Origin of the sequence: Haloferax litoreum, from assembly GCF_009674605.1 — an archaeon.
Classification (GTDB): domain Archaea; phylum Halobacteriota; class Halobacteria; order Halobacteriales; family Haloferacaceae; genus Haloferax; species Haloferax litoreum.
The window spans coordinates 879,778-898,523 of the sequence record NZ_WKJO01000001.1 but is presented as its reverse complement, the minus strand read 5'-3'; the positions used below and the strand labels follow the sequence as shown (position 1 = coordinate 898,523).

Genomic DNA, 18,746 nt, shown 5'->3' with positions numbered 1-18,746 from the left:
TCGCCACCCGACCGACGTGCATGAGCCAGTTCACTATCTCTGGACGCTTCACGAGCCGTGGAGTGACCCACGAGTTCACGAAAACTGTGGACGCACCCAACGAGAACGTCGCACGAGAACGTGCCTTTTCTCTCATCGGAAGTGAGCACGGCATCAAACGTACGAAGGTCGACCTCACGGAGGTGTCCGCAGCATGATGGGCGGCGGTCAGCAGCAACTCCAGCAGCTCTCGCAGGAACTGCAGGCACTCGACGAGGAAATCGAATCGCTCGAAGGTGAGGTCTCCGACCTCAACGACGAGAAGGCCGAAATCGACGAGGCCGTCGAAGCAATCGAGACGCTCGAGACGGGTTCGACCGTGCAGGTCCCGCTGGGTGGCGACGCGTACCTCCGCGCCGAAGTGCAGGACATCGACGAGGTCATCGTCTCGCTCGGTGCCAACTACGCGGCCGAGCAGAACCAGTCTGACGCCGTCGAAGCACTGCGCCGCAAGCAGGACATGCTCGACGAGGAAATCGCGAGCATCCGCGGTCAAATCGACGAACTCGAAGAAGAGAGCGAACAGATAGAACAGCAGGCGATGCAGGCCCAACAGCAGATGCAGCAGCAGCAGATGCAGCAGATGCAACAGCAGATGCAGGGCGAAGGCGAAGACGGCGACGACGAGTAATCCTCACCCCCTATTCAGATGTTCGACGGACTGAAGAAGAAACTCAACCGCTTCCGGGAAGACGTCGAAGACACCGCCGAAGAGAAGGCTGAAGCGGCAGAAGCCGAGGCTGAAGCGGCAGACGCAAGCGCAGACGCTGACGCGGAAGTCGACGAGACAGCGGCGGAGACGGACGGTGTGTCCGCCGACCCCGACGAAGCAGTCACTTCGACCACCGAGACAGTCGACGACTCGCAGGACGACGTTGCACCCGCGGACACACCCGCTCGCGACGCGGAGACCGAAGACGCCGCGGACGTCGACGGCGAGACTCCCGAGTCGCTCGCATCGGACGCGGCGAAGGAAGCACTGTCCACGAGAGACGAGAGCGACTCGTCGTCCAGCAAGAGTCGCCTGAAGCGCGCCGCCGCGTTCGCAACCGGGAAAGTCGTCATCGAGGAAGAAGACCTCGAAGACCCACTGTGGGAACTCGAGATGGCGCTCCTCCAGAGCGACGTCGAGATGCAGGTCGCAGAGGAGATTCTCGAGACCATCCGCGAGAAACTCATCGGCGAGACGCGAAAGCAGGTCCAGAGCACGGGCCAACTCGTCGAAGAGGCACTCCACGACGCGCTCTACGAAGTCATCAGCGTCGGCCAGTTCGACTTCGACCAGCGCATCGCCGAGGCGGACAAGCCTGTCACCCTCATCTTCACCGGCATCAACGGCGTCGGGAAGACGACGACTATCGCCAAACTCGCCCGCTACTTCGAAACGCAGGGCTACTCGACGGTCCTCGCAAACGGTGACACCTACCGCGCCGGCGCGAACGAGCAGATTCGAGAGCACGCGGAGGCACTCGACAAGAAACTCATCACCCACGAACAGGGTGGCGACCCGGCGGCCGTCATCTACGACGCCGTCGAATATGCCGACGCGCACGACATCGACATCGTCCTCGGCGACACGGCCGGTCGCCTGCACACGTCGAACGACCTCATGGCGCAGTTAGAGAAGATAGACCGCGTCGTCGGCCCTGACCTCACCATCTTCGTGGACGAGGCAGTCGCCGGACAGGACGCAGTCGAACGCGCCCGCAAGTTCAACGACGCGGCGGCCATCGACGGCGCGATTCTCACGAAGGCCGACGCCGACTCCAACGGTGGTGCGGCAATCTCAATCGCCTACGTCACGGGCAAGCCAATCTTGTTCCTCGGCGTGGGGCAGGGATACGACCACATCGAGCGGTTCGACCCCGAAGCGATGGTCGACCGTCTCCTCGGACACGACGAGTAAGCGCCAACAACAGGCTTCCTCATCGTCCGGTCCGTCGTTTTCTCACTCCAGCGCGAGTACGACACCGAGCAACAGCATCGTCCCCGCACCAACGTAGTTGAGGACGCGACTCACCCGCGTCTCGGCGAGGGTGTCGCCGAGTCTGTCGGCTCCGAGTGCGACGGCGGAGAGGTAGATAGCGGTGAGTACCGCGTACAGTGCGCCCAAGAAGGCCATTCGTTCACCTGCGCCGGGGCCACGCCCGGCGAACCCGGGGAGAAACGCGAGAAAGAACAGTGCGACTTTCGGGTTCAGGGCGTTGACGAGGACGCCGCGCCGGAAACTTCCCGAGGCGTCCGTCTCGACGGCCGGGTCGAACTCGTCGTCACGGAGGGCAACCACGCCGAGGTAGACGAGATACGCCGCCCCGACGTACTGGACTACCGCGGCCGCTTCGGGCACTGTCTGGAGCAGCGCGGCGACACCGAGCGTGGCGAGCATCGTGTGAAAGAGGACGCCGGTTGCGATACCGAACGCCGAGCGGACACCCGATTCGCGCCCGTCGAGGCCGCGGGCGAGGACGTACATCGTGTCCGGACCGGGTGTGAGAATGAGCGCGATTGCCGCCCCAGAGAAGGCGAGAATCGTGGTTGGTTGCAGTCCGAATGCGATACTGCTCATCGCCGCCGCCTACGACTCGTCGGGTGAAGTACGTGGGGTTTCGGGAAGCACTTGGTTGCGAAGAGTGGTGTCTCCGTCTCCCGACTCCAACCGTTCGACGTTCTCAGCGAGGATGTCCGCCAGTCGAGTGAAGTATTGCGGTGTGTAGCCCGCGACGTGGGGGGTGATGAAGACGTTCTCGAAGGACCACAGGGGATGGTTCTCAGGGAGCGGTTCCGGGTCAGTCACGTCGAGTGCGGCGGCCCGAAGGTACCCACGCTGAATCGAGGAGACGAGTGCGTCGGTGTCGACGACACCACCCCGAGCGACGTTCACGAGGACGGCGTGGTTCGGCAGGGCAAAGAACGCCTGCTGGTCGATGAGGTGCTCCGTCTCGTCGGTCAGCGGACACGCGAGGACGAGGTAGTCCGTTTCGACGAGGGCTGATTCGAGGTCGTCGAAGCCGAGGACTCGGTCCGTCGGTCCGCCTTTTTCGGGTGTGTAGCGAGCGCCGATGGTCTCGACACCGAAGGGGTCGAGACGCTCGACCACGGCCTGCCCGATTGCGCCCAACCCAACGACGGTGACTGTCGACCCCTTGAGTTCGCCGTAGGCCTGAAACGACCGCCACTCGCGGCGCTCCTGTCGGCGGATTCCCTCGTCGAGGCGGCGGGTAATCGTCAAGAGCCATCCGACAACGTGCTCGGCGATGTTGGGTCCGTGGACACCGGACGCGTTCGTGACCGTGACATCTCGCTCGCGTAGCATCTCCATCGGGAGGTGGTCGTACCCTGCGGCAGCGCCGGCGAACAGTCGGAGTTCGTCGGCGGCGGTGAGTACGTCGCGCTGGAGGTACGTCCCGGTGATGACATCCACTGTGGCCGCGGCTTCGAGCGTTTCGGCCGTCGTCTTCGGGTGGACGACTGTCGCGTCGGGAAGTCGCTCGCGGAGGGCGTCGGCGTACTCCTCGGCGGGGATGTCGTGTGCGGGTTGGTCGAGGACGAGGATTCGCGTCATCGTTGGTGTGTCACTACGTCGACCGATAGCTCTTCGCCCGCGGACGCGACGGATAAAGCCTTTACCGACGCGGCGGCGTAGGAGGGGACAATGGTACTCGATAATCTCGGGAGTTCTCTCCGCGGCAGTCTCGACAAGCTGCGGGGTAAGTCCCGTCTGGACGAGGACGACGTTCAGGAGATTGTCAAGGAGATTCAGCGCTCCTTGCTCTCCGCCGACGTCGACGTCAGCCTCGTCATGGACCTCTCTGACTCCATCAAGACCCGGGCGCTGGAAGAAGAGCCTCCGGGTGGGACGAACGCCCGCGACCACGTGCTGAAAATCGTCTACGAGGAACTCGTCGGTCTCATCGGTGAGTCGACGGAGATTCCGCTCGAATCACAGACTATCATGCTCGCCGGCCTCCAGGGGTCGGGGAAGACGACCACCTCTGCCAAGATGGCGTGGTGGTTCTCGAAGAAGGGCCTCCGCCCGGCGGTCATCCAGACCGACACCTTCCGGCCCGGTGCGTACGACCAGGCCAAGCAGATGTGTGAACGCGCCGAGGTCGAATTCTACGGCGACCCCGACTGCGACGACCCGGTGCAAATCGCACGTGAGGGCCTCGAAGCCACCGACGACGCCGACATCCACATCGTCGACACGGCCGGTCGTCACGCGCTCGAAGACGACCTCATCGCCGAAATCGAAGAGATAGAAGACGTCGTCCAACCCGATTTGAACCTGCTCGTCCTCGACGCGGCAATCGGGCAGGGCGCGAAAGACCAGGCTCAGCAGTTCGACGAATCCATCGGTATCGGTGGCGTCGTCATCACCAAACTCGACGGGACGGCGAAGGGTGGCGGTGCCCTGACCGCCGTCAACGAGACGAACTCGTCTATCGCCTTCCTCGGGATGGGTGAGACCGTTCAGGACATCGAACGGTTCGAGCCCAACGGCTTCATCTCGCGTCTCCTCGGGATGGGCGACCTGAAGCAACTCTCCGAACGCGTCGAACGCGCCATGTCCGAGACCCAGGCCGAAGACGAGGACTGGGACCCCGAGGAGATGATGAAGGGGAACTTCACCCTCAAGGACATGCAAAAACAGATGGAGGCGATGAACAAGATGGGGCCGCTCGACCAGGTGCTCGACATGATTCCGGGTCTCGGTGGCGGTCTGAAGGACCAACTGCCGGACGACGCGATGGACGTCACCAAAGACCGGATGCGGTCGTTCGAGGTCATCATGGACTCTATGACCGAAGACGAACTGGAGAACCCGCGCATCATCGGTGCCTCGCGTGTGAAGCGCATCGCACAGGGCTCTGGGAAGGACGAGGAGACGATTCAGGAACTCCTCGAACAACACCGCATGATGGAACAGACCATCAAGCAGTTCCAGGGCATGGGCGACGGCGACATGCAGCGGATGATGAAGAAACTCCAGCAGCAAGGTGGCGGCGGTGGCGGTATGGGTGGCCTCGGCGGTATGGGTCCGTTCTAACCGCTACCTTCTGACTCCTCTCCGTTTGACGTATCTTCTCTTCTGTCTTCTTCGCACCACGAATTCGACATACCGCCGACTTTTAACGCTCGGGGCCGTCGGACCCGACAATGACGGTGCGAGACGTGGCAGTCGAGGCCTACAAAGAAGCCCTCCCTGCACTCGCGGCGAGTCTCGTCGGTGGCCTCATCGCCGGCGTCGTCCTCGGCGGGATGCGCGCCGAACTCCGTGCGGTTCCGGGTCTCCTCGTCCTCGTGCCTGCACTGCTCGCGACCCGCGGGAACGTCTACGGGTCGCTGGGTGCTCGTATCGCCACGGCACTGCATCAGGGTCTCATCGAACCCTACGTCACCGGTGCTGACGAGCGACTTCGGGCCGCCGCGACGGCGGCACTCGCCAACGGTGTGCTGACGAGCACCTTCGCGTCCATCATGGCGTTCTTCTTGCTCACGTTCCTCGGCCAGCGGGTGGCACCGCTCCCGATTCTCGTCGGCATCGCTATCGTCGCCGGTCTCTTGTCGGGTATCGTCCTCACCGTCGTCGTCGTGACCGTCGTCTTCGCGGGGTACAGACGGGGACGGAACCCCGACACCATCGTCGGCCCACTGGTGACGACCACCGGTGACGTGTTCGGAATCCTGTTCTTGCTCATCGCGGTCCGAACCGTCCTCGCCATCGCTGGGGTGTTCTGACGTGCCGACTGAGTGGACCGTCCGTGCCATCTCGCGGGCGATGCTCCCCGTCTTGTTCGTCCTCACGCTCGTCGAACTCGGCAGTGGTCTCGTCCTCGGAAGCTTCGAAGCGCAGTTACTCAGGTATCCGTCCCTGCTCGTCCTCGTGCCCGTCACCATCGGAACGGCAGGAAATCTCGGGAGCATCCTCGCGGCACGACTTTCGACGTCGTTCCACCTCGGGACCCTCACGTTCTCGCCGGCGGACGACGAACTCGCGGGGAACGCGCTTGCGACGGTCGTCCTCGCAGTGACCATCTTTCCGGTCATCGGCGTTGGGGCGTGGGCCGCGACGTTCATCGTCACTGGCGGTCCCGCACTCCCCTTCTCGACTGTCGTTTTGGTCGCGTTATCGAGCGGTATCACGCTCGCCGTCTTGGCCGTCTTCGTGACGTTCACCGCCACGTACGTCGCCTATCGGTTCGGTCTCGACCCCGACGACGTGGTCATCCCCGTCGTCACCAACGTCTGCGACGTACTCGGGGTGGTCGTCCTCTTTGCGGTCGCACAACTGTTGGTCTAATCGGCACGACACCGACCGACGGCGATTAGTTCCTCGCCACCCGACCACTCCCTGTGCAGTCGTCGACCGTTCTCCCGGTGCTGGTCGAGGTGCTCCCCAGAGTCCTGCGCATCGCCGTCTACATCGCCATCGGCGTCTTCGCGGCGAACCTCGTCGTCGCCTTCGGCCTCGTCGAACGCATCGCCGGTCTCTCTCGGTACTTGACGAGTCCCGCGAACCTCCCCGACGAAGTTGGGACGGCTATCGTCACCACCGCCGCGTCGACGACGGCGGGATACGGGATGCTCGCCGAGTTCCGCGAATCTGGCGTCCTAGACGATAGAGCGACGCTCGTCGCCGTCACCATCAACACGTTCTTCGGGTTCGTCCAACACATCTTCACGTTTTACTGGCCGGTCCTCATCCCTATCCTCGGGCGAGAAGTCGGATTCATGTACGTCGGTGCCCGCGCCGCAATCGCACTGGCGATTACGCTCACTGGCGTCGCTGCCGGTGCGGTGCTCCTCTCGAAACAGAACGTCACCCCCACGGCCATCGCCGAGACGGACGGCGCAGGCGACACGGATGGCGAACACGGTGTCAACGACGACTCGGTCCGGTCGATGGCTGAAGACGCCGCACGAAAGACGTGGAAGACGGTTCGTCGAATCGTCCCGCGACTCGCGGTGGTCTACGTGCTCGTCACGCTCCTCTTGCGAACGACGGACCTCGAATCCTTCACCAACCTCGCCAGTCCGCTGACGAACCTCGTCGGCCTGCCGGGTGCCGCCGTCCCCGTCGTCGTCGCCTTCGCGTTCGACACGACGACCGGTGCGGCGACTATCGCGCCCGCCATCGGCGAGACGTTCACGCCGAAACAGGCGGTGGCGACGATGCTCATCGGGGGTATCATCTCCTTCGCCGTCTCGACGTTCAAGCGGTCGATTCCGTTTCAGTACGGCATCTGGGGGCCAGAGTTCGGGTCGAAGGTCATCGCCGTCAACACGAGTTTGAAAGTCGTCTTCATCGCCATCGCGGTGGCGCTGTTGGTCGCCTAACACCGCGTTCGGGCGGCGTGCCACTCAGCGGTCGGCGGGGTCGATTGGCCGACCGTCTTCGGTCGGCGGCGCGATGTAGTCGATGAGTTCTTCGACAGACGGGTCGCGGACGGTCACGTGTACCTCGATGTCGCCGAGTTCGTCGGGGTTGCCGACGGAGAAGTTGACGACACCCTTGAACGCGGCCTGTTTCTTCAGCGCGAACGAGAACCCTTCCTCGTCGCGGCGTTTGTCGAACTCTCGCCGGGCGGTGTCGAGGATGGTTTGTTCGTGCAGACGCTCCGAGAAGCGCTCTAACTCGTGGGTCTCGCCGACGAGTTTCCCGGGTTCGTGCGTGAGTTCGACCCCCGGAAAGAGGTTCTCGACGGCGTCGGCGACGCGGTCTGTGACCTCGGTGTCGCGGACTGGAACTTCGATGCGAACGTCGACGCTGTAAATCATGGGTTGGCCTCAGCCAGGGCGTCTGGCCCTTCTTCGAACAATCGGGTGATGGTCTCGCGGTATTCGTCGAGGGTTCCGGTGTTCTGGATGACCACGTCGGCGCGGTCCATCGCCTCGCCCATCCCGAAGTCGAGTTCGCGTGCTTCGCGTTTCTTCAGTGACTCGACGTCGGTGTCGCTCTCGTCGCGGCCGCGGTCACCGAGTCGCTCGGCGCGGGTTTCGAACGGTGCTTCGACGCTCACGAGGATGAATTCGTCGCCGAAGGCGTCGCGGAAGCGGTCGAGTTCGACGTCCGACCGGAGGCCGTCGACGACCACCACGTCGTTCGCGTCGAGGTGGTCTTCGATGACGGGCAGCGAGCGCGCGGCGATGGCGTCGTCGCCTTCCTCTTCGCGGAGTGCCTTCGCTATCTTCCCGTGGTCCGTCGCGGGGTCGAGGCCGCGGGCACGACACTCCTCGCGGATGATGTCGCCCATCGTCACGACGGGGATGCCTGCTTCGCGGGCTACCTCGGCGAGTTCGCCCTTTCCGCTTCCGGGCAAGCCGACCGTCCCGATGACTCTCATAGGCGGTGTTACCGCGTTCGCGCTGTTAAACCCTCCCTTCACGTCGCTCCGGGCGCGCGATGTGTCGAAGACGCTCCGCCGACCCACCCATCTTTTCCTCCCTCGCCACGATGTGTCGGGTATGAAACAGCGGTCCCTCCTCGTTCGTATCCTCTGGTTCCTGTTCATCGGGTGGTGGGCCACGCCCGCCGTCGTCAACATCGCGTGGTTCCTCAACGCGACCATCATCGGTCTGCCACTGGGAATCAAACTCATCAATCTCGTGCCGACGGTACTCTCGCTGAAAGAACCGCGTTCGCTCGGGAATCCCGATGCTGCAACGGGCCAGCGGTCGCTCCTCGTCCGCGGCGTCTACTTCCTGTTCGTCGGGTGGTGGCTCAGTTGGTTCTGGGCGAACGTGGCGGCGTTCTTCGCGGTCACTATCGTCGGCCTCCCCATCGCCTACTGGATGTTCAATCGGCTTCCTGCGGTCACGTCGCTGTACCGATTCGACGGGTAGAAGCCGATTCGTTTTTCATTTGGCACCTGTTTTTGAGATACGAGGGCGCGTAGCTCAGTTGGACAGAGCGTCGGACTTCTAATCCGACGGCCGCGGGTTCGAATCCCGTCGCGCTCGTTATTCTCTGCGAGCGACAGCGAGCAGTGATAACGGCACCGGCGGGATTCGAATCCTACGAGACGAGCGACGCGAGTCTCGGTCCGGTTCGAATCCCGTCGCGCTCGCTTCTCTCGCTTCGCTCGTTCAGCGAGCGCTCCTGACTCTCGTTCACTTCGTTCACGAGAGTCCCGTCGCGCTCTGTTGTTGTGAAGACCGCTGAGCGGACGCGAGTCGTGTTGGAACGCACTCGCGCGGGATTCGAACTCTTCGGGGAATCGGCTCTGTTGAAATACTCAGAAATTGACAGGATTACCGTGACACAGACAGAGGATTCGTCTTGCAGTTACGTGGCTTGCAACAGCCCGTAAATGAACATGCCAATCCCCAGTACGAGATAGACGATTGGAGGTAGCGTAATCACAACCCAACCTAACAATTGGGTGATAGCACTAATTAGCAGGCCGAGGCCAATAATAAGGAATACCGCGCCTCGGATTTTTCGATTATCCATGATGCGAGGACCTGTTTTTCTGTCACTCTCCTATGATTTATAAGCTCCCTCTATTCAACACGACCGCAGAAAAATCACCAAGTTCTGTCAGATGCGGCGTGACACAGAGAGAGGGTGTATTCAGTACGGGCTACGACTCTGATTTTCCAAATGCAGTTCCCATTGCAGCACCCACGACTACTCCCGCACCTGCTGCAAAGGGACCCGCCACCAGATAGCCGATACCACCGAAGAATACCACGGGAATGAAGACTTCAATTGGGTGTGGCTGGGACATGTCCGATACTTAGACGCACCTTACAAAAAGGCAATTCATTGATCTATTCACGCCCTGTATTCAGCACGCCCGCTGAAACCTCACCGGATGCTGTCAGAAGTGGCGTGACACATTCAGAGGGTGAGTTCAGCAAGACTTCGATGTTCGTTTCACGCGACCAGTGACGAAACAGCCGCTAGATAGGTGTGCATAGTTACCCCCGTGGTTTTCTATCGTTCACCCGCTTCATCAAGGCGGCGAGAGTTGTACTTTTGAAAGAAATGCAATGACAGTCCCACAATGATTAGCATGAGGCCGAGTGGGAGCGATATTAGTGCAAAAACCGCACCGGCGATAGCGATGTAGATGAACTTCATGTGTTAGTTATATGACTTCTATGGAGTGATAGCCCTTGTGGGAGTTATAATAATAATCCCCATACCGAACATCAAGACCAGCAACGTCGAGTGACCGACTAGCGCCCTGAGTTCAGCACGGCCTCGATAAACTATCAGCGACTGAGGGTTTCGACAGAGTCGTGAAATCCTACTTCAGTTCCAACTCTCGTCCGCACTCTGGGCACACCTCGTCCACGATGGTCACCTGCGCGTCGCAGTCCGGACAGAACTCGCGGTAACACGCTCTGTCACCCATGCCAGTGGCTACCACGCGAAACACCGAGAATGTTTGGAGGGCCGGTTCGTCACTCGTCGGCGACGTCCTTCCCCGGGTCGGAGAAGTTCGCGCCGATTTCGTCGCCGTACCGCTGGGCGAAGAGTCCGGGTACGGCGAGGAGGTCAGCGGGGGTCCCGTCTTCGACGACGATTCCGCCGTCGGTAACGAGGACTTTGTCGGCGTCGCGGACGGCGGCGGCGCTGTCTGTTGCGACGACGAAGGGGGTATCTGGCTGGCGCATCGCGGCGAACGTCGCGCGGAGACGTGACGGCGACGTGCTGTGCGGAGCGCAGACGAGCGGAGACACGTGAGGGGCTACGGTGGCGGCGACGGAGGCCGCCTCGGAGACGCGGGAACCGACGACAGCGAGGAATTGGGGTCGTCTCGGTGGGTCGGTGGCGTCCGAGACGGCGGAGGACTCCGTTGTCTCGGTTTGGGACATACACGTTGTCAGTGGTTGCCACGGGGTATAAGTATAGATTCTCCCACCGACGTTTCGAACACCATAACCGCGGTTTTAGAATGTTTTGTACACTTTTATTCGGAATCTCTGGAGAAATACAACACTCTGGCGCACTGAATCCGATATCTCGGCGTCGGCACTCGATTAACGCCACGCAAACCGCGATTCTCACGGTGTGGGCGTCGCTCTCGGACGTGAAGCCAGAAAAAACGGTGCGAAATCGGGCCGACGTTTCGAGTCGATGCGTGGGTCAGGGGGTGAGTGGTGTAGGCCTATCCGGGGGTGCTCACATCGCACCGCCCATGCCGCCCATACCGCCCATGCCGCCCATGCCACCCATACCGCCGGGTGCGCCGCCTTCGTCGTCGTCGTCGCCGGTCTGGCCACCGGAGAGGTCGCCAGCAGCGATGACGTCGTCGATGCGGAGAATCATGACGGCGGCTTCGGTTGCGGACTCGATGGCCTGCGTCTTCACGCGGAGGGGTTCGACGACGCCCTCTGCTTCCATGTCGATGATGTCGCCCGTGTAGGCGTCGAGGCCGGCAGGGAACTCGCCGCCGTCGTGGCGGGAGCGAAGGTCGACGAGGGAGTCGATGGGGTCGAGACCAGCGTTCTCGGCGAGCGTGCGTGGGATGATGTCGAGCGCTTCGGCGAAGGCTTCGATGGCGAGTTGTTCGCGGCCACCGACGGAGTCAGCGAATTCGCGCAGGACGAGCGAGAGTTCCGTCTCGGGGGCACCGCCACCGGGCAGGACCTTGCCGTCTTCGAGCGTCGTGCGGACGACGCCGAGGGAGTCCTCGATAGCGCGTTCGAGTTCGTCGACGACGTGTTCCGTGCCGCCGCGGAGGATGAGCGTGACGGACTTGGCGTCTTCGACGTCTTCGACGAAGATGCGCTCGTCGCCACCGACGTCCTTCTGTGCGACGGACCCGGCGAAGCCGAGGTCGTCTTCCTCGATGTCGTCGAGGTTGCTGACGACGCGGCCGCCCGTGGCGCGGGCGAGACGCTTGAGGTCGGAGGACTTGGCGCGGCGGACCGCGAGGATGCCCTCCTTGGCGAGGTAGTGCTGCGCCATGTCGTCGATGCCGTCACCGACGAAGACGGCGTCTGCGCCGACCTCGACGAGTTTGTCGACCATCTCTTTCAGCTGTTTTTCTTCCTGATCGAGGAACTGCTGAAGTTGGTCGGGGTCCGTGACGTTGACTTCGGCGTCGATTTCGGTCTCGCGGACTTCGAGTGCGTCGTCGAGGATAGCGACGTTCGCGTCTTCGACTGCGTACGGCATGTTCTCGTCGACGCGCGTCTTGTCGACGATGACGCCTTCGACGAGTTCGGAGTTGTTGATGGAACCGCCGACGACTTTCTCCACGGAGACGTTGTCCGTGTCGATGCCGTCGTCGTCCTGCACTGCGAGGACGGCGTCGACGACGAGTTCGGCGAGCAGGTCCTTCGCGGACTCTGCGCCCTTGCCCGTCATCGCCGTGGCGGCAATCTTCGTGAGGGTCTCGCGGTCGTCCTCGGTGACCTCGATAGCGTTCGATTCGAGGACTTCCTTGGCCTTCTCGGCGGCCTGACGGTACCCCTGTGCGATGGTGGTCGCGTGAACGTCAGACTCGAGGAGGTCCTCGGCCTGGTCGAGGAGTTCACCCGCGATGATGACGGCCGTCGTCGTGCCGTCTCCGACTTCCGTCTCCTGCGTCTCGGAGACTTCGACGATCATGTTGGCCGCGGGGTGGTCGATGTCCATCTCCTTGAGGATGGTGACGCCGTCGTTCGTGACGACGACCTGGCCCGACGAATCGACGAGCATCTTGTCCATCCCCTTGGGGCCGAGCGTGGTGCGTACGGCCTCGGCAACGGCCTTTCCGGCCGTGATGTTCATCGACTGCGCATCCTGACCGGATGTGCGCTGCGAGTCCTCGCCCAGAATGATCATGGGCTGACCCTGCTGCATTCGCTGGCTCATAGTCATCGCCTGATTGTTTGTGATTCTATAAAAAGGTTGTGTTTAGTGGTATGTCAAAACGCAACACGGTGGCGCAGTCACTCCCCTCCGACGCCGGTCGATTACGTGGGTTTATCAACGAATACGAAGTCAGCCTCGGCGTGTGCCAGCGAAGGGGGTCGGCGTCGTCGATGACGGGTCCGCCGTCGATGTCGACGGTAGGTCCCACGTCTCTCGTCTCGAACTGTGGAGACGTGGTTCTCGGTACGAAGTCTTGGAAAAGACGATACGGTGGGTCAGGACCGCGGGAGCGGTGCCCTCGGGTGATATTGCGGTGGCCGAATGGCCCCACAGCGGTGGCGTCTCAGTTGTTCTGGCGAACGCTGAAGTCGCGGGTCAGTTCGTTGTGCTTGCGTTCGAGGTACGAGTAGACGGCGCCGTGTGGCGCACCGTCGAGAATCATCTCGACGGCGCGGCGGACGACTTCGACTTCCTCGGGTTGGCCGATGATGCCGAGCGTCGACCCGTAGATGACTACGTCCGCGCCAGTCAGTTCTTCCATGAGTTCGCGGGTGCGACCGTTCTCGCCGATGAGTCGGCCCTTCTGGCGACGCATGTCGTTCTTGTTTCGGGTGTGCCGGTCGATTTCGATGAGTTCGAACATCATCATCTCGTCGTCGAGGAGCGACATGGCATCCTCGGGGGCGAAGCCACGGCCCACGGCGCGGACGACGTCGGGGGCGACCATCCCGAGGACGGGGTCGCCGACGCTGTCGATTGCGACGCTGCCGTTTTCGGAGTCGACGTCGAGTCGAACCTCCGCTCGACTCTCGATTTCTCGGAGCGTCGAGCCACCTTCGCCGATGAGAACACCAATACGGTCCTGCGGCACCTTGACGTGCTGCATAGGGGTGGATACCCGGTGGAGCGGTTTAAGCGTTCGCTCGCAGGGGCGCTACGTGCCTCAGTCGCACGCGCCGACGTACCTGCACCCGGTCGTCACGCCGAGAGCGTCTCGATATCTCCGATTGGTGGGAGTCGTCTGAGCGTCGGGAGAGCGACGACGTAGACGGCGACGAACAGGAGTCCGACACCACCCGCGGCGACGACACTCGTGGAACCCACGTAGTCGCCGAGGAACCCACCCAGTGCTGACCCGACGGGCATCATCAGCGTCGAGAGACTCCCGACGGTGGCCATCACCCGTCCGAGGAGTGATTCGGGGACGAGTGATTGAATCATCGCGACCGAGAGGACGTTCGAGATACCGAGAGGGACCGTCGCGAGTGCGAGGAAGGCGACGGTTCCGGCGAGCGAGGGCACAGCGATAGCCACGAGCCATCCCACGCCGCTGAAGACGAACAGTCCAATCGTGAGCGACCCGAACGGGAGGTGGTCGAACGTCGAGGCACCCACCGCGCCAACGAGCATCCCGCCTGCGATGGCCGCCATGAGGAATCCGTACGCTTCTGGGCCACCTCGTGCGTCGGCGAACGCGGGCATCGTCGCCCAGACACCACCGAGGACTCCGTTGACGACGAGTCCGCTCACGAGCAGTGGGAGAAGGATGCTTCCGCGGACGAATCCAAGTCCGGCCTGAAGGTCGGACACGTATCCCGTCTGCACCGCTTCGTCGTCGCCAGCGGATTCGTCTGTTCCCCCATCGGAGACGGCATCGACTGCGGCCTCAGCCTCGTTTCGGTTTTCACCGACCGTGCCGTCGGCAGTGGACGGAATCGAGAGTCGAACGAACAAGCCCGCCGCGATGGCGAACGACACCGAATCGACGAGGTAGAGCGTCACCGCACTCGTCGCGGCGATGAGTACGCCGGCGACCGCGTTGAAGGCTAAATCGACGCCCTGATACGACAACGAGAGGAGGGAGTTCGCCGCCACGAGGTCGTCGTCGTCCACGAGACGAGGGACCACTGCCGACTGCGCCGGGTAGACGAGTTGGTTCAGAAGCGAGACGAGTGGCATCACGGTGAGCACGACCCAGACGGAGAGGTGGCCGAGGAAGTCAGCGAGGGGAATCACGAGAACCAGCACTGCCTGCGTGAGTTGCGTGCCGACGAGGATACGGCGTATCGACCAGCGGTCCACGAGTGGTCCTGCCAGCACCTGCATCGCTTGCGGGGCCATCGTGAGGAATCCGGCGAGACCGGTGTACGCCGACGACCCGGTGAGGTCGTACACTAACCACATCGCTGCGATAGCGTAGACGCTGTCGCCGGCGTTCGTGACGAGGCGGCCGAGAATCAACCGCCGAACGTTCGCGTTGCGGACCAACAGCGAGTCGCGTACGTCGAAGTTCACACTCGGTCAGTCGCCCGAGTTCATGATAAATGTCTCCAGAATGACTGTTCTGTCGAAGTCGAAACAGAAGCGCGCTTCTGTCACACGGTAGGGGTCGTGGAGTCGGACAGGCGAGTGCCGACGAGATGGACGGCGAGAACCCCGGTAGCGACGACGGCAAATCCGACGACAACCGCTGGGCGGTAGAACGCCGCCGAGAGGACGCCGTACGTCCCGAGTGCCGTGTTGACCGTTGCGTGTCCGAACACTGCCGGAAGGAGACTCCAGTCGGCCCGTTCGGTGACGACGCCGAATAGCACCGACCACGAGATGGTCAGTGCGGCGAACGCGAGTGGGTCGGTTCCGCCGACGACGAACGCCTGTCCGGGCAGGAAGAATAATGGGGCGTGCCACAGTCCCCAGACGAGTCCAACTGCGACACCAGCGGTTCCCGTGCCGACTCGTTCGCGGAGAAGCGGGTGGGCGAATCCACGCCACCCCGCCTCCTCTGCGAGTGGGCCGCCGAGAAAGACGTTCACGAGGATGACGAGTGGGAGGAACGGAAGTGGTGGGGCCTGTCCCGGAAAACCGGGGGGCACGCCCCCGAGCGACGTGACCCAGACGGCGGCGACAGTCGTGGCGAGTACAGAGACGACGACCCCGATAGCGGGAAACAGCCCTGTTCGCCACGCGAGGTATCGTTTCAGGAGCGAACGTACGCCGTCGCGCCCCGACGAACGCCACGTCAGGACGACGGCGGCGACTGTCGGGCCCCACGCGCCGGCGAGGATGGCGACGATATCGACTGCATCGGGGAGGACAGTCGTAAGAATCCAGAGTGGCCACGCCCACGCGGCGGCGAGGCCAGTGAATACGGCGAACTGGCGGGAGACACTTTCCGACACCGCCTACTCCTCGGCGTTCTCGTCGTCTTCGTCGGCGGTGACGAACTCATAGAGAGAGTCGGCGTCGGCGTCGGCACCCTGTCGCTGGAAGAAGTTGGCGACGTTACGACAGTCTCGGCGGAGGAAATCTACGGCGTTCGGGTGGTGAATCGTCACCGCCTGTCCGAGGTCGATGACGACGAGTTCGCCCCCGTGGATGATGAGGTTGTACTCCGAGAGGTCGCCGTGGACGAGGCCGGCGCGGTGGAGGCGACGCATGTACTCGCGGACGACTTTGTAGGCAGTCTGTGGGTTTTCGACGTTGACTTCCGAGAGGCGACGTGCCCGGTCTTCGGCGAGTCCGACGAGTTCCATCACGAGAACGTTTCGCTGGACGGCGATTGGGTCCGGAACGCGAACCCCGGCACGCTGGGCGCGTTCGAGGTTGGCGAACTCCTTTCGCACCCACGCGCGGACGACTTGCCCTTTGTCGTGGCCGATGCCCTCGAATCGCGGGTCGCCTTCGAGGTAGTCGCGCATGTGACGGAAGTCGGAGGCGTTGATGCGGTATATCTTGACGGCGACTTCGCTGTCGTCACCGAGCGCCTCGTAGACGTTCGCTTCCTTTCCCGTCGAGATGGGTCCTCCGAACGCGTCGATGTACCCGTCTTGGACGAGTTTGTATATCGCCGCGAAGGTGGCGTCGTCGAACACCGACTGCTCGACTTTGAACTGGTCGGCGTCTTTCATCCGAATCCTGAACTCGTCGAAGTCGCGGTCACGCCGCTTGGCGATGCGGTCTGCTTCGTCCTCAGAGAGGTCTATCTCTTCCCACTCGTCGCCGAACGCCTCGCCCTCCTGGGGTTCGACCATGCCGAACTCGTCACTCATTGGACTAGGGCTACGAGAGGCGAGATGAAAAGGCCACAGGCTCTGTCTTCGTGTAGTTCGGTCACGACCGAGGACGCAGGCGGATCAGGTTACTGGATGTGTCCTTCGCGGCGGAGTTGGTCCGCTTCGGACTTCTCGTAGCGCCACGTGATGTCGCCTTTCTCGTCCTGCCAGTCCCACGGTTCGACGAGGACTACGTCGTCTTCTCGAATCCAGATACGCTTCTGCATTCGGCCGGGGATGCGAGCGGTCCGCTCCACGCCGTCGGCACAGCGGACGCGGACACGATTGGCACCGAGCATGTTGGTCACGACGGCGAACACTTCGTCGTCGTTCGGCATTCGGAGGTCTCGGCGGCGCTCGTTCTCGTCGTCGCTCATGAGCGACGCTTCTACGTCGTCATGTTTAAACCCGCCGACGTTTGCCCGAGCGGACTGTCCTACGGAACGACGAGTTTAGGGGACTCCCGGCCCGCCGTCGTGGTATGCTCGACAAACTCGGAACGAAAGGTATCGCTGGCGTCGTCTGTCTCCTCGCTGGAATCGTCCTCGTCGCCGTCCAAGCACCCATCGTCGCGGCCGGTATCGCACTCGTCGTCGCCGGGATGGGACTCGTCGCTGGGGGGCTGGCAGAGAACGTGATGAAGATGTTCGGGATGGCCTGAGTCGGCTGTCCTGTCGATTCCCGACGAAACGTCTGCTTACGCGTCTATCTTCTCGCGGCCCGGTGCGATGAGTTCGTCGAGGTAGCCAGCGAGGGCACCTTTCGCGTCGAGGGGGTGGAGTTCGCCGGATTCGAGGTCCGCTTCGAGCGACTCGTAGTCGTCGTATTCGAGGTTGCCACCGTACTTGTCGGGGCGTTCGACGACGACGCGTTCGAAGCGCGGGAAGACGTGGTACTCGAAGATTTGGAGGACGGGGTTGTCGCGCGCGTCGCCGTCGTCCGTCGGGTCGGGGTCGGCCGTGGGCGGGCAGAAGGCGTCGTTGACCTTCTCTTCGATGTCCTCGGTGGTGTCTTCCATCGAGATGGTGACGCCCTTCGAGGAGGACATCTTCCCGATACCCGTCGCGAGGTCCGCGATGAGCGGGGTGTGGAGACAGGTCGGCGCGTCCTCGTTGATGCTCGGGAGCGTGTCGCGGGCGAGCATGTGGACCTTGCGCTGTTCCATCCCGCCGATGGCGAGGTCCACGTCGAGGTAGACGATGTCCAACGCTTGCATGATGGGGTAGACTGCCTGTGCGACTGTCACGCTCTCGCCGCTCTTGATTTCGGCCATGGCGCGTTCGGCCCGCGAGAGCGTCGTCTCGAGTTCGAGCGCGTGCAGGTCGAGGACGTAGCTCTCGTCGAGTTGGAACTCCGACCCGAGGACGAACTCGGTCTGGCTCTCGTCTAAGCCGTAGGCGATGAACTGCGCTTTCATTCGCTCGGCCGTCTGTCGAATCTCCTCGAAGGTGCCCTTGCCGTTGAGGTAAGCGTGTACGTCGGCCAGCAGCACGACTACCTCGAAGCCCGCCTCTTGGAGGTCGATGAGCTTGTTGGCGGTGAGCATGTGACCGATGTGGAGGACACCGGAGGGCTCGTAGCCCACGTACGCTCGCTTGCCCTCTGAGTCGTCGGCCAGCGCGCGTACTTCGTCCTCCGTGACCACTTCGGAGGCGTTCCGAGTGATCAGGTCGTATGCGTCCATACGTGTTCGGTGACGGGGATGTGGGATATGACTTCTGATAGGGATTATCGTAGAAGTTCGTCATCTCTCCGGGCGAATCGGTTCTCCTCGCCAGTCCGGGTTCGCAAATCTTCCGGCTGGCTACGATACTCCCTATGAAACCCGCTCGCGGGCGAAA

Annotated in this window: 21 protein-coding genes and 1 tRNA gene; 10 read left to right on the top strand and 12 right to left on the bottom strand. The window is 62.5% G+C overall.

The annotated features are described in order from the left end of the window. Window positions 1-20 precede the first annotated feature (20 nt). From rpl18a to ftsY, 3 genes are read left to right on the top strand one after another with little or no spacing between them, the layout of a single operon-like run. Window positions 21-197, top strand: coding sequence for a 50S ribosomal protein L18Ae (gene rpl18a / locus GJR96_RS04705; RefSeq protein WP_058571521.1), 177 nt, complete (start codon window positions 21-23; stop codon window positions 195-197). After that, on the top strand, window positions 197-670 hold the full coding sequence (gene pfdA / locus GJR96_RS04700; protein ID WP_151163910.1) for a prefoldin subunit alpha: 474 nt from the start codon (window positions 197-199) through the stop codon (window positions 668-670). The genes rpl18a and pfdA overlap by 1 nt, the downstream gene beginning before the upstream one ends. 18 nt (window positions 671-688) lie before the next feature. Then, entirely contained in the window at window positions 689-1,945 is a 1,257-nt protein-coding gene (ftsY, locus tag GJR96_RS04695) for a signal recognition particle-docking protein FtsY (RefSeq protein WP_151161873.1), read from the top strand. 42 nt (window positions 1,946-1,987) lie between these two features. On the opposite strand, the gene GJR96_RS04690 is transcribed toward ftsY, so the two are convergent. Continuing rightward, a complete protein-coding gene (locus GJR96_RS04690) occupies window positions 1,988-2,605 on the bottom strand; it encodes a LysE family translocator (RefSeq protein WP_151161872.1) in 618 nt (205 codons plus the stop codon). 9 nt (window positions 2,606-2,614) lie between these two features. Further along, entirely contained in the window at window positions 2,615-3,601 is a 987-nt protein-coding gene (locus tag GJR96_RS04685) for a D-2-hydroxyacid dehydrogenase (RefSeq protein ID WP_151161871.1), read from the bottom strand. A 90-nt stretch (window positions 3,602-3,691) separates the two neighbouring features. On the opposite strand from GJR96_RS04685, the gene GJR96_RS04680 reads away from it, so the two are divergent. The 4 genes from GJR96_RS04680 (at window position 3,692) to GJR96_RS04665 (ending at window position 7,377) form a co-directional block, all read left to right on the top strand. Then, window positions 3,692-5,086: a signal recognition particle protein Srp54 gene (locus GJR96_RS04680; RefSeq protein WP_151161870.1), complete on the top strand. Its 1,395-nt coding sequence runs from the start codon at window positions 3,692-3,694 to the stop codon at window positions 5,084-5,086. A gap of 110 nt (window positions 5,087-5,196) precedes the next feature. Beyond that, window positions 5,197-5,778: a magnesium transporter gene (locus GJR96_RS04675; protein WP_151161869.1), complete on the top strand. Its 582-nt coding sequence runs from the start codon at window positions 5,197-5,199 to the stop codon at window positions 5,776-5,778. 1 nt (window position 5,779) lies between these two features. Beyond that, entirely contained in the window at window positions 5,780-6,340 is a 561-nt protein-coding gene (locus GJR96_RS04670) for a magnesium transporter (RefSeq protein ID WP_151161868.1), read from the top strand. A 53-nt stretch (window positions 6,341-6,393) separates the two neighbouring features. Beyond that, window positions 6,394-7,377, top strand: a complete 984-nt coding sequence (locus GJR96_RS04665; RefSeq protein ID WP_151161867.1) for a nucleoside recognition protein — start codon at window positions 6,394-6,396, stop codon at window positions 7,375-7,377. 24 nt (window positions 7,378-7,401) lie between these two features. On the opposite strand, the gene GJR96_RS04660 is transcribed toward GJR96_RS04665, so the two are convergent. Continuing rightward, window positions 7,402-7,818 carry an RNA-binding domain-containing protein gene (locus GJR96_RS04660; RefSeq protein ID WP_151161866.1) on the bottom strand — a complete coding sequence of 139 codons (417 nt, stop codon included), beginning with the start codon at window positions 7,816-7,818 and terminating at the stop codon, window positions 7,402-7,404. Further along, window positions 7,815-8,384 carry an AAA family ATPase gene (locus GJR96_RS04655; protein WP_151161865.1) on the bottom strand — a complete coding sequence of 190 codons (570 nt, stop codon included), beginning with the start codon at window positions 8,382-8,384 and terminating at the stop codon, window positions 7,815-7,817. The genes GJR96_RS04660 and GJR96_RS04655 overlap by 4 nt, the downstream gene beginning before the upstream one ends. A gap of 121 nt (window positions 8,385-8,505) precedes the next feature. Between GJR96_RS04655 and GJR96_RS04650 the strand changes: the two genes are divergently transcribed. Together GJR96_RS04650 and GJR96_RS04645 are read left to right on the top strand one after the other, a co-directional pair. After that, window positions 8,506-8,883: a YccF domain-containing protein gene (locus tag GJR96_RS04650; protein ID WP_151161864.1), complete on the top strand. Its 378-nt coding sequence runs from the start codon at window positions 8,506-8,508 to the stop codon at window positions 8,881-8,883. A gap of 43 nt (window positions 8,884-8,926) precedes the next feature. Further along, window positions 8,927-9,000: transfer RNA gene (locus tag GJR96_RS04645), tRNA-Arg, on the top strand. 1,452 nt (window positions 9,001-10,452) lie between these two features. Here the strand turns inward: GJR96_RS04645 and GJR96_RS04640 are convergent. The 7 genes from GJR96_RS04640 to eif1A form a co-directional block, all read right to left on the bottom strand. Next, complete coding sequence (locus GJR96_RS04640) at window positions 10,453-10,866, bottom strand: ABC transporter ATP-binding protein/permease (protein WP_151161863.1); 414 nt, start codon at window positions 10,864-10,866, stop codon at window positions 10,453-10,455. A 307-nt stretch (window positions 10,867-11,173) separates the two neighbouring features. Continuing rightward, entirely contained in the window at window positions 11,174-12,823 is a 1,650-nt protein-coding gene (gene thsA / locus GJR96_RS04635; protein WP_151163908.1) for a thermosome subunit alpha, read from the bottom strand. A gap of 373 nt (window positions 12,824-13,196) precedes the next feature. Further along, window positions 13,197-13,739 carry a KH domain-containing protein gene (locus tag GJR96_RS04630; RefSeq protein WP_151161862.1) on the bottom strand — a complete coding sequence of 181 codons (543 nt, stop codon included), beginning with the start codon at window positions 13,737-13,739 and terminating at the stop codon, window positions 13,197-13,199. A 92-nt stretch (window positions 13,740-13,831) separates the two neighbouring features. Beyond that, window positions 13,832-15,148 carry an MFS transporter gene (locus GJR96_RS04625; RefSeq protein ID WP_151161861.1) on the bottom strand — a complete coding sequence of 439 codons (1,317 nt, stop codon included), beginning with the start codon at window positions 15,146-15,148 and terminating at the stop codon, window positions 13,832-13,834. A gap of 80 nt (window positions 15,149-15,228) precedes the next feature. Then, a complete protein-coding gene (locus GJR96_RS04620; RefSeq protein ID WP_151161860.1) occupies window positions 15,229-16,032 on the bottom strand; it encodes a type II CAAX endopeptidase family protein in 804 nt (267 codons plus the stop codon). A 3-nt stretch (window positions 16,033-16,035) separates the two neighbouring features. Continuing rightward, on the bottom strand, window positions 16,036-16,902 hold the full coding sequence (rio1, locus tag GJR96_RS04615) for a serine/threonine-protein kinase Rio1 (protein ID WP_151161859.1): 867 nt from the start codon (window positions 16,900-16,902) through the stop codon (window positions 16,036-16,038). Window positions 16,903-16,991: 89 nt separating this feature from the next. Then, window positions 16,992-17,282, bottom strand: coding sequence for a translation initiation factor eIF-1A (eif1A, locus tag GJR96_RS04610; protein ID WP_058571503.1), 291 nt, complete (start codon window positions 17,280-17,282; stop codon window positions 16,992-16,994). Window positions 17,283-17,386: 104 nt separating this feature from the next. On the opposite strand from eif1A, the gene GJR96_RS04605 reads away from it, so the two are divergent. Next, window positions 17,387-17,566 (top strand): DUF7470 family protein, encoded by a 180-nt coding sequence (locus GJR96_RS04605; RefSeq protein ID WP_058571502.1) that lies wholly within the window; start codon window positions 17,387-17,389, stop codon window positions 17,564-17,566. A 36-nt stretch (window positions 17,567-17,602) separates the two neighbouring features. Here the strand turns inward: GJR96_RS04605 and GJR96_RS04600 are convergent, their stop codons facing one another. Further along, entirely contained in the window at window positions 17,603-18,589 is a 987-nt protein-coding gene (locus tag GJR96_RS04600; RefSeq protein WP_151161858.1) for a tyrosine--tRNA ligase, read from the bottom strand. Window positions 18,590-18,746: the final 157 nt, after the last annotated feature.